Source organism: Rhodococcus sp. NPDC078407, from assembly GCF_044542515.1.
In the GTDB taxonomy this organism is placed as follows: Bacteria; Actinomycetota; Actinomycetes; order Mycobacteriales; family Mycobacteriaceae; genus Rhodococcoides.
The window spans coordinates 62,734-76,658 of sequence record NZ_JBITUQ010000013.1; the positions used below are offsets into that span (position 1 = coordinate 62,734).

At 64.9% G+C, this 13,925-nt stretch carries 14 protein-coding genes; 11 read left to right on the plus strand and 3 right to left on the minus strand.

Annotated features, from left to right (window positions below; translation table 11 throughout):
* Positions 1–3 precede the first annotated feature (3 nt).
* The 5 genes from ACIGGF_RS14905 to tsaD all read left to right on the plus strand — a co-directional run bounded on the left by ACIGGF_RS14905 (position 4) and on the right by tsaD (position 3,808).
* Positions 4–1,023, plus strand: a complete 1,020-nt coding sequence (locus tag ACIGGF_RS14905; protein WP_397522037.1) for an alpha/beta fold hydrolase — start codon at positions 4–6, stop codon at positions 1,021–1,023.
* Positions 1,016–1,552, plus strand: a complete 537-nt coding sequence (gene tsaE / locus ACIGGF_RS14910) for a tRNA (adenosine(37)-N6)-threonylcarbamoyltransferase complex ATPase subunit type 1 TsaE (protein WP_397522038.1) — start codon at positions 1,016–1,018, stop codon at positions 1,550–1,552. Before ACIGGF_RS14905 ends, tsaE begins: the two co-directional genes overlap by 8 nt.
* A 68-nt stretch (positions 1,553–1,620) precedes the next feature.
* Positions 1,621–2,289, plus strand: coding sequence for a tRNA (adenosine(37)-N6)-threonylcarbamoyltransferase complex dimerization subunit type 1 TsaB (gene tsaB, locus ACIGGF_RS14915; RefSeq protein ID WP_397522039.1), 669 nt, complete (start codon positions 1,621–1,623; stop codon positions 2,287–2,289).
* Positions 2,286–2,777: a ribosomal protein S18-alanine N-acetyltransferase gene (gene rimI, locus ACIGGF_RS14920; RefSeq protein WP_397522040.1), complete on the plus strand. Its 492-nt coding sequence runs from the start codon at positions 2,286–2,288 to the stop codon at positions 2,775–2,777. The genes tsaB and rimI overlap by 4 nt, the downstream gene beginning before the upstream one ends.
* The gene (tsaD, locus tag ACIGGF_RS14925) at positions 2,774–3,808 is read left to right on the plus strand and encodes a tRNA (adenosine(37)-N6)-threonylcarbamoyltransferase complex transferase subunit TsaD (protein ID WP_397522041.1); all 1,035 of its coding nucleotides are present in this window, start codon (positions 2,774–2,776) and stop codon (positions 3,806–3,808) included. Before rimI ends, tsaD begins: the two co-directional genes overlap by 4 nt.
* On the opposite strand, the gene ACIGGF_RS14930 is transcribed toward tsaD, so the two are convergent.
* Positions 3,793–5,433 (minus strand): Hsp70 family protein, encoded by a 1,641-nt coding sequence (locus tag ACIGGF_RS14930; RefSeq protein WP_397522042.1) that lies wholly within the window; start codon positions 5,431–5,433, stop codon positions 3,793–3,795. The two genes, tsaD and ACIGGF_RS14930, sit on opposite strands and share 16 nt — an antisense overlap.
* A 551-nt stretch (positions 5,434–5,984) precedes the next feature.
* Here ACIGGF_RS14930 and groES point away from each other — a divergent pair.
* Both groES and groL read left to right on the plus strand, forming a co-directional pair.
* Positions 5,985–6,284 carry a co-chaperone GroES gene (gene groES, locus ACIGGF_RS14935; protein ID WP_008718149.1) on the plus strand — a complete coding sequence of 100 codons (300 nt, stop codon included), beginning with the start codon at positions 5,985–5,987 and terminating at the stop codon, positions 6,282–6,284.
* Positions 6,285–6,381: 97 nt separating this feature from the next.
* Complete coding sequence (groL, locus tag ACIGGF_RS14940) at positions 6,382–7,995, plus strand: chaperonin GroEL (RefSeq protein ID WP_397522043.1); 1,614 nt, start codon at positions 6,382–6,384, stop codon at positions 7,993–7,995.
* Between the two features lie 80 nt (positions 7,996–8,075).
* Here the strand turns inward: groL and ACIGGF_RS14945 are convergent, their stop codons facing one another.
* The gene (locus ACIGGF_RS14945) at positions 8,076–8,369 is read right to left on the minus strand and encodes a WhiB family transcriptional regulator (RefSeq protein WP_027496361.1); all 294 of its coding nucleotides are present in this window, start codon (positions 8,367–8,369) and stop codon (positions 8,076–8,078) included.
* A gap of 655 nt (positions 8,370–9,024) precedes the next feature.
* Here ACIGGF_RS14945 and ACIGGF_RS14950 point away from each other — a divergent pair.
* The 3 genes from ACIGGF_RS14950 to ACIGGF_RS14960 all read left to right on the plus strand — a co-directional run bounded on the left by ACIGGF_RS14950 (position 9,025) and on the right by ACIGGF_RS14960 (position 11,573).
* Positions 9,025–9,849, plus strand: coding sequence for a hypothetical protein (locus ACIGGF_RS14950; RefSeq protein WP_397522044.1), 825 nt, complete (start codon positions 9,025–9,027; stop codon positions 9,847–9,849).
* Between the two features lie 136 nt (positions 9,850–9,985).
* Entirely contained in the window at positions 9,986–10,564 is a 579-nt protein-coding gene (locus ACIGGF_RS14955) for a sigma-70 family RNA polymerase sigma factor (protein WP_032376740.1), read from the plus strand.
* Positions 10,557–11,573, plus strand: coding sequence for an anti-sigma-D factor RsdA (locus tag ACIGGF_RS14960; protein ID WP_397522045.1), 1,017 nt, complete (start codon positions 10,557–10,559; stop codon positions 11,571–11,573). The genes ACIGGF_RS14955 and ACIGGF_RS14960 overlap by 8 nt, the downstream gene beginning before the upstream one ends.
* An 84-nt stretch (positions 11,574–11,657) precedes the next feature.
* On the opposite strand, the gene ACIGGF_RS14965 is transcribed toward ACIGGF_RS14960, so the two are convergent.
* Positions 11,658–12,062 (minus strand): DUF5319 domain-containing protein, encoded by a 405-nt coding sequence (locus ACIGGF_RS14965; RefSeq protein ID WP_397522046.1) that lies wholly within the window; start codon positions 12,060–12,062, stop codon positions 11,658–11,660.
* A 299-nt stretch (positions 12,063–12,361) separates the two neighbouring features.
* On the opposite strand from ACIGGF_RS14965, the gene guaB reads away from it, so the two are divergent.
* The gene (gene guaB / locus ACIGGF_RS14970) at positions 12,362–13,885 is read left to right on the plus strand and encodes an IMP dehydrogenase (RefSeq protein WP_397522047.1); all 1,524 of its coding nucleotides are present in this window, start codon (positions 12,362–12,364) and stop codon (positions 13,883–13,885) included.
* Positions 13,886–13,925: the final 40 nt, after the last annotated feature.

Consider the following 13,925-nt stretch of genomic DNA (forward strand, 5'->3'; position numbering starts at 1 on the left):
ACCATGCTCGGACTGCTGGAAAGTATTGCAATCGTGGTGCGCGAGACGGCGTTTCGATCCAACAAGGATCCGCTGGCCACCGAGAACCTCGATCTCATGAACGCCGACCGCGGCAGTATCGTCACCGCCGACGACGGGGTGCCCCTGGCGGTGCGCGAAGTCGGCCCGAGTGACGCCGAGCTGACCGTGATCTTCGTGCACGGTTACTGTCTGCGCACGTCTTCCTGGCACTTTCAACGTCGTGTACTCGAACAGCAGTGGGGTTCGAGGGTGCGGATGGTCTTCTACGACCAGCGCGGTCACGGTCGCTCGGGGGTGCCGAGTCCGGACAGTTGCACCATCGGCCAACTCGGCCTCGATCTCGACGCAGTGATCCGCTCGGTGGTGCCCAAGGGGCGCATCGTCCTCGTCGGTCACTCGATGGGCGGCATGTCGATTCTGTCCATGGCGCGGCAACGGTCGGACGTGCTCCGTCAACGAGTCATCGGCGCGGTTCTCATTTCGACGACAGCGGCCGGTCTGGCGCAATCCGGCGTCGGTCGCAGTCTGCAGAATCCGGCAGTCGACGCCTTTCGCCTGGCTGTTCGGACCTCACCCGGTTTCGTCCAGTTCGGCCGCGGAGCCGTGCGCGCTCTCATCTCACCGATACTGCGCGCGGCGTCGTACGGGACCCGGGTTTCTCCACGGCTGGTGGCGTTCTCCCAATCCATGATCGACGACACATCCGTCGTCACGATCGTCAATTTCCTCGAGACCCTGGAGCTGCACGACGAGTCGGAGGCCCTTGCAGAATTCGAGAACATCCCGGTGTCGGTGGTGTGCGGCGACGAGGATTGGATCATCCCGTTCGCCAGTTCCGAGGCGTTGGCGGCGGCTCTCCCGCGATCGGAGATGGTGCGCGTCCGGCAGGGCGGACATCTGGTTCAACTCGAGTTTCCGGAGCAGGTCAACGGGGCGATACTGCGACTGGTGGACCGGGCGGCGGAAGCCTCGGGCAAAAAGCGGCGGTGGGGTGTTGTCTGACGTGCCGCTCGCCTTGCCGGCAGACGCCGAGTTGGCCACTGCCGCAGATACTGCCGAGTTCGGCGCACGGCTGGCGAACGTTCTGGTGGCGGGCGATCTGGTGATCCTCGACGGTCCGTTGGGCGCAGGAAAGACGGCAATGACCAAGGGTATTGCGGCAGGACTCGGCGTGCAGGGCCGGGTGACGTCGCCTACGTTCGTCATTGCCCGCGAGCATCGACCCGGGCCGCGTCCCCACGGTTTACCGCCGGTTGCGCTCGTGCACGTCGATGCCTATCGGCTCGGAATGACGGGACAGTCCGCCCTCGACGAACTCGATGCGCTGGACCTCGACACCGACCTCACCGATGCGGTGGTCGTGGTCGAGTGGGGTGAGGGATTGGTCGAGAAGCTGACGGACGGACACGTCTCTGTTCGGTTGATGCGCGATCCGGAATCGGATGTTCGACGCGTGACCGCTCGTCGTATCGGCGGTGCCCCGGCCGTCCCGCTGTCCGGACCCGACCCCGACATGCGCGGAGTGTCGTAGCGAAGTCGGCACTTGCGCGCACCACGGGAGTGCGTGCGCGAACGCGCGGACGCGTAACCTGAACCCTCGTGCTTGTACTTGCCGTCGACACCTCGACCCCCGCCGTCACCGCAGGTGTGGTGCGCCTGGCGGAGGGTGCCGGTGACCCGATCGAGACTCTGGCCACGCGAATTCGGGTGGATGCGCGATCGCACGCGGAGATCCTGACGCCCAATATCCTGGAGTGTCTCACCGACGCCCACATCACCGCGGCCGATCTCGATGCCGTCGTCGTAGGCGTGGGCCCCGGTCCCTACACCGGACTGCGAGTGGGCATGGCGACGGCCGCCGCGTTCGGTGATGCACTCGGCGTACCGGTCCACGGGGTCTGCAGCCTCGACGCCATCGCGGCCGATGTCGCAGAGCCCGGATCCCTTCTGGTGGTGACCGATGCACGTCGTCGCGAAATCTATTGGGCACGGTACGAAGCCGGAGTGCGCACCGCGGGTCCCGACGTTCTCGCCCCCGCCGAACTCGACCACCTCGGTGTCGATGCTATAGCCGGTTCCGCTCCACACGCCGCGCAATTCGATCTTCCGGTTCGCGATGTTCAGGCACCGTCGCCGGCCGGTCTGCTCCGGGTTGCGGTGGCCGACATCGCGAGCGGAATCCCCCCGGGTCCGCTCGTCCCGCTGTACCTGCGCCGCCCCGACGCCAAGACGCTCGACGAGCGCGCCGCAGCGAAGGCTCGGCAATGACCGCGTCGATCGAGCCCATGACCGCGCAGGATGCTCCCCGGTGCGCGTACCTCGAGACCGTTCTCTTCGAGGGCGACGACCCGTGGTCCGCGGATGCATTCATCGCGGAACTCGCTGCACCGCACAATCATTACGTGACCGCGCGGGAAGACGGTGAGGTCGTAGGCTATGCAGGCATCTCTCTGCTGGGCAAACCGAGTCGGGGTGCGTTCGTGGTCGGTGAATCCGAGGTGCACACCATAGGAGTGGACCCGACTCATCATCGCCGCGGTATCGGCGGTCGGCTGCTCGGCGAATTGCTTCGCGCCGCCGACGAGCACGGAGGACCGGTCTTTCTCGAGGTTCGCACCGACAACGAGCCTGCCATCGAGTTGTATCGACGCGAAGGATTCGAGATCGTGGGCACCAGAGCGAAGTACTACCAGCCGAGTGGAGCCGACGCCTTCACCATGCGTCGGCCCGTACGAACCGAAGGATCCGCCCGATGATCGTCATGGGTATCGAGAGTTCCTGCGACGAAACCGGGGTCGGAATCGTCCGGTGGAACGACGGACAGTGCGAGCTGTTGGCGGACGAGGTGGCATCGAGTGTCGACGAGCATGCGCGCTACGGCGGAGTGGTGCCCGAGGTGGCGTCACGGGCGCACCTCGAAGCCATCGTTCCGACCATGCGGCGCGCGCTGGCGGCCGCGGACATCGATCGTCCCGACGCCGTCGCGGTGACGATCGGGCCGGGATTGGCCGGCGCACTACTGGTCGGGGTCGCTGCGGCCAAGGCCTATGCCGCAGCCTGGGGTGTGCCCTTCTATGCGGTGAACCATCTCGGTGGACACGTCGCGGTCGACACGCTCGAACACGGTCCTATGCCGTCGTGTGTTGCCCTGTTGGTGTCCGGCGGACACACGCATCTACTGCACGTCGACAACCTCTCGAAGCCGATCGCCGAGCTCGGTACGACGGTCGACGACGCTGCGGGCGAGGCCTTCGACAAGGTGGCGAGACTACTCGGATTGGGGTATCCGGGCGGACCCGCTCTGGATAATGCTGCGCGGCTGGGTGATCCGACCGCAATCGCGTTTCCCCGCGGAATGACCGGCCCGCGCGACGCCCGGTACGACTTCTCGTTCTCCGGAGTCAAAACCGCGGTCGCCAGATTCGTCGAGGCCAGGCAACGCGCCGGAGATGCTGTGCCGGTGGCGGATATCGCTGCATCGTTCCAGGAGTCCGTCGCCGATGTACTGACGATGAAAGCCGTTCGTGCGGCAACCGACGTCGATGTCGACACGATCGTCCTGGGCGGGGGTGCGACCGCCAACTCGCGCATTCGATCGTTGATCGAAAGTCGTTGTACCGAGCAAGGTTTGACATTGAGGATCCCGAAGCCGCGGCTGTGTACGGACAACGGAGTCATGATCGCAGCTCTGGGCGCCCACCTCGTCGCAGGCGGGGCTGTGCCGTCCGCGCTCACCGCCGTGACCGACCCCGGGCTGTCGGTCGCGACCAGTCAGGTGCCCGGCTGAGGGGTCTGTGTCACGGACCCCGCGGGCTCTGTCATCGACTCGGTGGATGAGCGTGGCGCGGTGGTCAGGCCCGACTCCTCGGGCGTCGAAACCGGCGGAGACCACACCGTGGGCGGCGCAGTCAGCTCCGGCGTCGGTGCCGAAGCGCCGGTGTCGGTGGTCGGAATGCTGATCGACTCGGTCGGTACCGGGGTGTACTCGGGGGTCGATTCGGGGGTCGGTTCGGGCGTCGGTTGGGTGCTGATCGGGGCGGACTCGCTGGGCTCCGGAGAACTCTCCGGCTCGGATGGCGGGGTAGGAACCGTGGTTGCTGCGGGAGGCGGTTCCAGTGAGGGTCCGGGCCTGTCGCCGGGAGATGGAACGACCGATGTGGGGTCGATCGGCCACTCGATCGACGGCAGATCGGGTGCCGGACGCAGCGTCGGCGTGGTGGTCGGCGGGGCGGAGGAGGTCACCCGCGCCGACGATCCGGTGGAATCGAACGAGGTCGGGGGTGCGTCCGAACGCTCCCCGGTAGTACGTCCCGGCGTCGGTGACTGGTTTCCGGTCGCGACACCCTCTGCGACAGGCAGATCGACATCGGTTGCTGTGTCGGCAGCGGACTCCGCGACACTCCCGACCGGTGAGACACCGGGGTCGTCGGCAGGGGTCATCGTCTGCACGCCGTAGGCGAGCACCAACCCACCCGCCACGACGGCGGCGGCGATGGCACCGGAGTATCGACTCACCCGGCGTGCGGTGGTGTGCGTCGCCGGCACGAGGCGGTAGGCGTAAGCGTCCGACGAAGCGGCGACAGTGGCCACCCCGACGGCCAGAACGGCATCGGGCTCCGGTAGTCGTATCACCGGAACCTGGAACCGGTCACCGAGCGTGGCGGCCAGCAGGGGGATCTGCGCTCCGCCGCCGATCACGACGATGGCCTCGGGTTGCTCGGCACTGTCACCGAACACCCCACGAGCGAACTGAGCTGCCGTATCGAAGATCGGTGTCGCGGCTGTATCGAAGGCATCTCGAGTGACAGTCAGTGGTAGTCCGGTGTAACGCTCGATCCGGACATCGTCCTCGCGGGTGAGCTGCTCCTTGATCGATCGGTAGCGCGCCGACCCGATTCCGCGGTCGTCTCGAATGTCGTCTCGAAGGTTGTCGCGGGTCATGTCCTGGACGAGATTCTTGACGAGCGAATCCAGTGCGTTGCCGCTGACGACGTCGGACCGGCCCTGCGCCGACACCGTTCCGGTGGTTCGGTCGGTGACAGTGACCGACAGGCCGGACGCTCCGAGGTCGATCAGGGCGATCGAGTCGTAGCCGTCGACCAGGCCGGTCGTGGTCAGGTGCGCGAGGGCGGCTGCCGACTCGGGCACCAGTCGGACCTCGCGTGTGGTGTGCATGAATGCGCTGCGGATTTCTGCAGCGTGGTCCTCGGAGCGGTACGTGACGGCTATCGCGTCGGGAGACCTGTGTCCGGGAATCATCGATGTCATGAGTTCGATGGCGGAGGTGACGAGGTCGCCCATATCGGCGTTGGCTTGGCGATCGGCCGAAACGGTGCGGTATTCCACCGTGCGACTGCCGTCGAAGTCGACAGTGACGAGGGCAGCGCACACGACTTCGGACCCGGTGGACACTCCGACTCCTACCCGCATTGTGCACCTCCCGCCCCTGATTGCCTGTCCGGTTCGACCGTTCTCTCGTCACATGTCGCGACAATGCTGTCGATCGTTATCGTTCGGACAGCCCCGTTATCGTAACGTTACTTGCCGCTCGTACGCGAACGCTATATTCCTTACCGTTGGATATAGGGCAGGCGCTGAGGTCCTTCTACCTGGTATTTCATCGAAAACGAACGCAGGGCGAAATGCATCGGAATAGGCGGTGGAATTCGGGCGTTTCGGGTCCTGAATTCTTCCTTCATCGATTGATTCGATACCGAGAAACCGATGTGGCCCTACCTCAGCGGACCGGCCGAATCGGCGCTGTTCCGAATCTGGCGAACCCAGCCCTTGAGTGCTGGCACTCTCGTGTATAGAGTGCTAGTTGGCATCGAGCGAGTCCCGGCACCCGCGACGACGGGAACGAGTTCGAGCCGTGTTTGTCAGGACCGCACGAGAAGTACTTACACACAGCTGTCCGGGGATCCGACCCCGGGCGCGTACCCCATAACTTTGGAGGGCTCAACGTGGCGAGCGTGAAAATCAAGCCGCTCGAGGACAAGATCCTCGTCCAGGCCAACGAGGCCGAGACGACGACCGCCTCCGGTCTGGTCATCCCCGACACAGCCAAGGAGAAGCCCCAGGAAGGCACCGTCGTCGCCGTCGGCGAAGGCCGTGTCACTGAAAAGGGCAACCGCATCCCGGTCGACGTCAAAGAAGGTGACACCGTCATCTACAGCAAGTACGGCGGCACCGAGATCAAGTACGCCGGCGAGGAGTACTTGATTCTGTCCGCACGCGACGTGCTGGCAGTCATCGCCAAGTAGGCCACAACGCACCCCGCCCCGGAAGCCGATCTCGTGTCGGTCCCGGGGCGGTGTGCGTTCGATCGAGTTTCTTTACTCGAAGGAGTAACACCGAAACATGGCAAAGCAAATCCAATTCAACGAGGAAGCGCGCCGATCACTCGAGCGCGGCGTCGACAAGCTTGCCGACGCAGTCAAGGTCACTCTCGGACCGCGAGGACGTCACGTCGTTCTGGCCAAGGCCTTCGGCGGACCCACCGTCACCAACGACGGTGTGTCGATCGCTCGTGAGATCGACCTCGAGGATCCATTCGAAAATCTGGGCGCACAGCTGGTCAAGAGTGTCGCCACCAAGACCAACGACGTCGCAGGAGATGGAACCACCACCGCGACCGTCCTTGCGCAGGCTCTCGTGCGGGGCGGACTGAAGAACATCGCTGCCGGTGCGAACCCGATCGCACTGGGTGTCGGGATCTCCAAGGCCGCAGACAAGGTCGCCGAAGCTCTGCTCGCCGCCGCTACTCCGGTCGAGGGCAAGCAGGCCATCGCTCAGGTCGCGACCGTGTCCTCACGCGATCCCGAGATCGGCGAACTCGTCGGTGAGGCGCTCACTCGCGTCGGAGCCGACGGCGTCGTCACTGTCGAAGAGTCTTCGACGTTGCTCACGGAACTGTCGGTCACCGAAGGCGTGCAGTTCGACAAGGGCTACCTCTCGCCGTACTTCGTCACCGATGTCGATACGCAGGAAGCCGTTCTCGAAGATGCGTACGTCCTGCTGTACCGCGAGAAGATCACTTCGCTTCCGGACTTCCTTCCCCTCCTGGAGAAGGTGGCCGAGAGCGGCAAGCCGTTGCTCATCCTCGCCGAGGACACCGAGGGCGAAGTACTTTCGACGCTCGTCGTCAACTCGATCCGCAAGACCATCAAGGCCGTTGCTGTCAAGGCACCGTTCTTCGGTGACCGCCGTAAGGCATTCCTGGACGACCTCGCCGTCGTGACGGCCGGACAGGTCATCACTGCCGATGTCGGTCTGAGCCTGAAGGAAGCCGGACTCGAGCTCCTCGGGCGCGCCCGCCGCGTGGTCGTCACCAAGGACGACACGACCATCGTCGACGGTGCCGGTTCTCAGGAGGACATCGATGCTCGCGTCGGCCAGTTGCGACGCGAGATCGAGAACACCGAGTCCGAGTGGGATCGCGAGAAGCTCGAAGAGCGTCTGGCGAAGCTCTCCGGCGGCATCGCCGTCATCAAGGTCGGCGCAGCCACCGAGACCGAGCTCAAGGAACGCAAGTTCCGTGTCGACGACGCAGTGGCAGCAGCCAAGGCAGCCGTCGAGGAGGGCATCGTCCCCGGCGGCGGCTCCGGTCTGACACAGGCAGCGTTGTCGTTGGCCGACGATCTGGGCCTGACCGGCGACGAAGCGACCGGTGTCGCCGTGGTGCGCAACGCGCTGAACGCGCCGCTGTTCTGGATCGCCACCAACGCCGGCATCGATGGTTCCGTCGTTGTCAGCAAGGTCGCCGAGTTGCCGAAGGGCCACGGATTCAACGCCGCGACCTTGACGTACGGCGACCTGCTGGCAGACGGCGTCGTCGATCCGGTGAAGGTGACCCGTTCCGCTGTCGTCAATGCCGCATCCGTGGCACGGATGATCCTGACGACCGAGAGCTCGATCGTGGAGAAGCCGGAAGAGGCCGTAGAGCCTGCTGCCGGTCACGGTCACGCTCACTGACGTTCGGTACTACGACGAAGCCCCCAACCCGTGTCGGGTTGGGGGCTTCGTTGTGTCTGCAGTCGTGAGGAGCGCGCTGATTACACCGCGATACGGCGACGGTTGTGACGAGCATGGAGCTCTCGCTCGGTTTCGGACATCCCGCCCCAGATGCCGTACGGCTCGCTGACGTTGAGTGCGTGCGTGCGGCACTGTGCGAGGACGGGGCAGCTGCGGCACATTTCCTTGGCTCGCATTTCGCGCTGCGCCCGTGCGCGGCCCCGCTCGCCGTCCGGGTGGAAGAACATGGACGAGTCGACCCCACGGCAGAGGCCGTGCATCTGCCAATCCCAAATATCGGCGTTCGGCCCAGGGAGGTGATTCGGCTGCGGCATGGAAACTCCTAGGGTGAAGTGGCTTCTCGGATTCGTGATCCGAATGCCGACAACGTTATGTGCGTCGAGGAAATCGAGTCAATAGTTCTCCATCGTGGGCAAATGCATAGTTACGAGGCCAAGAATTAACACGCGCGATATTTACTTGGACCTCACCGCGTGCGTGTCCTTCCTGTTGAAGAATTCGCCGACAGGAGGGACGATAGGTGGGGCTTTACCTGGTCTGCCGCCGCGTGACCGCTGCATTTCGGTGCGGTGCACTACCACTTCGTGAGACGAGCGATCTTGGTTTCTGCTGCTCAGCGGGTTGTGGTGGTACCAACGACCCGTCCGCTGCGGTCGGTTCGATCGGCGTCACCGGTGGGGGCGTGACGGACGAAGTTGCGCGAAGACTGTCTCGCTTCCGGCGTGATTCGGGTCGGTGGATCACGCGGTGACCGCACACTTTTCGCTACACGATTCGCCGGTTCGCTACGCCGTTTAACCTATTCGCCACACAATGTTCAGACCGTCGTTTCCTGGACGGACTTCTTTCACATTGTTAATTCCTTGATAACTGCAATTCGGACGGGAACGCCGGACCGCATCCGGTAGCGAGAGTCAGTTGTCCGGGCGATCGGTCGGAGGCGTTCGAGCAAGGCTCTACCCTTGGGTTGTGCCACCAGAGCTGAGCTCGCGCAGCGGAGGGTCCTCCGCGCTTTTCGACGTCGCCTTCGGCTCCGCCCCGGGCCGATTCCCGCTCCCCGCGGCGTCCGATCCGTACGAGAGCTGGTACCGCAGTGTGGCGTTGGCCGGCCAAGGTCGATACAGCGCGGCAGACGTCGAGCTGCGTCGCTACCGGCCGGGTAGCTCGGAGCTGGGATCGTTGCACGCATCGACCAGAGCCTCATGGCTACGCCAAGTCGGTCGACACGAACGGGCTCGCCGTTTCGACGGCGCGGCAGTCGTTCTCATCGGGTTGACGGGGCCTGCGCGGTCGACGGCCACGGCCGAGGCGCGCAGCGACGCACTCGTCGGTTTGGCCGCCGATGCGTTGGGCACCGGGCGGTTCGGCTTGGCGCAGACCCTCCTCGCTCGAGGCGAGGAGCACCGGAAGGGGCCTGACTGCGGGGAGCTGTGGCGTCCGGCCTTGCGGGCCGCATGGGTGGCCGCGGAACTGGCAATGATGCGCGGTGACGGGCCGACAGCCCTCCGACACGCCGAATCCGCATCAGCTCTGGCCAACGATGCCGATTCGTTACGACACCGCATCAAGACGGACCTCGTACTGGCGGCGGCACTGAGCTGCGCGGGGCAGACCGAGCGCGCGCACGACGCGGCGCGTCAGGTGGCCGGCGCTGCGGCGATGCATGGTCTGCTGCCGTTGCGCTGGGCCGCGACAATGCTGTGCGAAGGAACCGGAAACGTCGACGCCGGGATGATCGGATCCGTCGATCTGGCGGCCGTGATCGATCGTCGGGGTGGTTCGTCGGTCGACTGACCAGGACTGCGGTGCAACACGGACCGAGTGGTTCGGTTGGTGCGGGGTGGTGTCGCTATCCTTGGTCACGTTCCACCACCACGTGGAAGCGCTCCCAGGCGGGTGCGTACCTGTAACGCGGGGAAAATAGTCGACGATGAACACAGCGGGTGAGGAGTTGGACTCTTTCGTCGTTGCCGCAGCGCAAGGCGATCGACTGGCTCTGTCCCGGGTCTTGGAATTCATCCGACCACTTGTAGTCCGGTACTGCCGGGCTCGAGTCGGTTCGGCTGAGCGTGGTCAGCTATCGGCCGACGACGTGGCGCAGGAGGTCTGTTTGGCAGTGATGACCGCCTTGCCGCGTTACCAGGACCAAGGTCGTCCGTTCATGGCATTCGTGTACGGCATCGCGGCTCACAAAGTCGCCGATGCCCATCGCAGCGCCTCGCGTAACAAATCGGACCCGGCCGCCGAAGTACCAGATGTCGTGTCGATGGAACACGGACCGGAGCAACGAGCTCTCGAATCCGAGTCGAGTCGTCAGATGACTGCACTGCTGGACACCTTGCCCGCTAAGCACCGCGAAATTCTGGTGCTCCGACTCATCGTCGGATTGTCGGCCGAGGAAACAGCGGCGGCAGTCGGCAGCACTGCAGGCGCTATCCGCGTGGCTCAGCACCGAGCTATCGCAAAACTGAAGAACGAAGTTGTGAGAGCAGGTGAAATGTATGGCTAGGGACAATGGTCACGGTGGCTCCGGTGAGACCCCGCGTCGCGGTATCTCGCGAATCGGTGAGCACGTGAACCCCACTGGACCGAAGCAGAACGATCCCTATGCCGACATCGGTGCAGACGGTGGTCCGGTGGACCTCGTCGCCGTACGGCGTGACGATGCGTTCATCGACGCGATCAGCGGTGACGGACCGATCGCTACCGATGACGCGGACGAGTACCAACTGGCCCTTCTCCTCGCCAACTGGCGAGCAGACGTGGTGACGCCGGCGATGCCCGCCGGCCCCTCGCTCGAGGTCGTCGTGGCCTCGGTGGAACGCGAGAAGCTCGCCGCCGACATGGCCCGATCGAGTTCGGCCAACCGTGGTGGACGAATGCGTTTGTTGCGTCCCATCGCCGGTGCCGCAGCCGCGATCGCCGTCGTGATGGGTGGTCTGGTGGTCATCTCGTACAACTCGACACCGGACGACCCGCTGTGGAGCGTCAAGTCCGTCGTATTCTCCGAGCAGGCCGATTCGACTGTGGCGCAGATCGATACGACGTCCAAGCTGCAAGAGGCCGAAGAGCTCATCTCGTCGGGCGACACCACTGCCGCACGCGCACTGTTGGACGGCGCGTCGAACAGCAGTTCCGCTGTGCTCGACGACAGCCAGCGCGCCGAACTCGACCAATGGCTGGCCCGACTGATGCAGGAACTACAGGCCCTGACGGTGCCTGCGACTGTTCTGCCCCCGGCTCCGATTCTTCCGGCTCCGGTCCCCAGCCCGGAAGTCCTCGCACCGCAGGCTCCGGTGGACTCGGTCACGCCCGATGTAACGGGCGTACCGACAACTCCGGCTCCGACAACGACCGCGCCCGAGGTTCCGCCCACCACGACGACTCCGAGTCCCACAACGACCACGGATATCACACCGACGGTGCTCGATGAGCCCGATCAGCCGACTGCAACTGCCGGCGGTAGCACCTCGTCGGAGAACCGCGACCGCATGTCGGTTCCCTCCGGCGGAAGCTGACAGCGTTCTTCCATCCAGCTCCAACAACGAAGAAGCCCGACACGATTCTCGTGTCGGGCTTCTTCGTTGTGCAGTGTCGGTGAGTCAGCTGTCGAATCCGTCGCCGTGCATGGCGTCGTTCATGGACGCATCAGCGAAGCCGCGGCAGTAGTCCCAGGTCACGTACGCATGGGGAACCGGGTCGTACGCCGGCTCGTGGGGTCGAACTGTGCCGTCGACCAGCAGCTGCAACAGGTTTGCGCGAAGCATGTCCCAGTCGTGGTAGTGGTCCTGCTGGCAATCCTCGCAGCACACCACCAAGCCGCGGATGCCACGGTGGCCGAGTAGTGCTTCGTAGACCGCAAGGTCCGCCAGGTCTTCCTCGACGGCCAGCCTCTCCTGAGGATCCAGGGGCTGGCCCGGCTCGATGGCGTCGAGGGCGGCCGACGGGTCGGCTGGGTCTCCGGCGAAGGGGTCCGGGGGTAAACCGGGAGGCAGTTGATCGCGCACGCCTCCACGGTACGCAGGATTGGGTGGTCTGCGCCAGCCGTTCGAATGCGACATGCCGGACGCGGATGCTGACCGCTGTCACCGATTGCCGAGATTTCCGGGCCCCGGGCAGGCCGTAGTGGGAGGCATTCGCACTGGTTGTGCCCTAGCCGATACCATGGTTCACGGCGCTGAACAGATGAGTGCAAGTGCCGAAACTCCATCCGTTCTCCAATCCCGCACAGCGGTGCGCCTGCGAGCTTTCACCGGCCGCACGTCGCGCCGAAGTGCAACCAGGCTCTAGGGAGGGCCAGATTCGCATGAGTAGTCCCGGAGCCCACGTCCGCACAGGCGGCGACGATCCCAACAAGGTCGCGATGCTCGGCCTCACGTTCGACGACGTCCTGCTGCTGCCGGCCGCTTCGGATCTGATACCCAGCTCGGTCGACACGTCCAGCCAGATCACTCGCGAGATTCGCTTGCGGGTGCCGCTGGTCAGCTCCGCCATGGACACCGTCACCGAAGCGCGGATGGCCATCGCGATGGCGCGCGCCGGCGGCATGGGGGTGCTGCACCGCAACCTGTCGCTGCAGGATCAGGCGTCGCAGGTGGAGACCGTCAAGCGCTCCGAAGCCGGCATGGTCACCGACCCGGTCACGTGCAAGCCCACCGATTCGTTGGCCGAGGTCGACGCCATGTGTGCGCGCTTCCGTATCTCGGGATTGCCCGTCACCGACGAGACCGGCGCGCTCGTCGGCATCATCACCAACCGCGACATGCGCTTCGAGGTCGATCAGAACCGCCGCGTCGCCGATGTCATGACCAAGGCACCGCTCATCACCGCGCAGGAGGGCGTCACCGCCGAGGCGGCCCTCGGCCTGCTGCGTCGCCACAAGATCGAGAAGCTTCCGATCGTGGACGGCAAAGGCGCACTCACCGGTTTGATCACGGTCAAGGACTTCGTCAAGACCGAGCAGCATCCCAATGCGACCAAGGACCGTGACGGACGTTTGCTCGTCGGTGCCGCGGTGGGCGTCGGACAGGACGCGTGGGCTCGTTCGATGGCGTTGACCGACGCCGGCGTCGACGTCGTCATCGTCGACACCGCGCACGGCCACAATGCGCAGGTGCTCGAGATGGTCAGCAAGCTCAAGGCCGAGGTCGGCGATCGAGTTCAGGTCGTCGGCGGAAACGTCGCCACCCGCGCAGGTGCACTGGCTCTCGTCGAGGCGGGTGCGGATGCCGTGAAGGTCGGCGTCGGCCCGGGATCCATCTGCACCACCCGAGTGGTCGCAGGCGTCGGTGCCCCGCAGATCACTGCCATCCTCGAAGCCGTCGCCGCATGCAAGCCGCACGGCGTTCCGGTCATCGCCGACGGCGGGATGCAGTTCTCCGGTGACATCGCGAAGGCGCTCGCAGCCGGTGCGTCGACCGCCATGCTCGGATCGTTGCTGGCCGGAACGGCCGAGTCTCCCGGAGAGCTGATTCTCGTGGGCGGCAAGCAGTTCAAGAGTTACCGCGGCATGGGTTCTCTCGGTGCGATGCAGGGACGCGGGGGAGCCAAGTCGTTCTCCAAGGACCGCTACTTCCAGGACGACGTGTTGGCCGAGGACAAGTTGGTGCCCGAGGGCATCGAAGGTCGCGTCCCGTACCGCGGACCGCTGAATCAGGTCATTCACCAGCTCACCGGTGGTCTGCGAGCGGCGATGGGCTACACCGGATCCAATTCGATCGAAGACCTGCAGCAGGCTCAGTTCGTGCAGATCACTGCGGCCGGGCTCAAGGAGAGCCATCCGCACGACATCACGATGACCGCAGAGGCTCCGAACTACACCACCCGATAGTCGAATCGGCTGAACTCGGCCGACTCGATTCGCTCTCGAA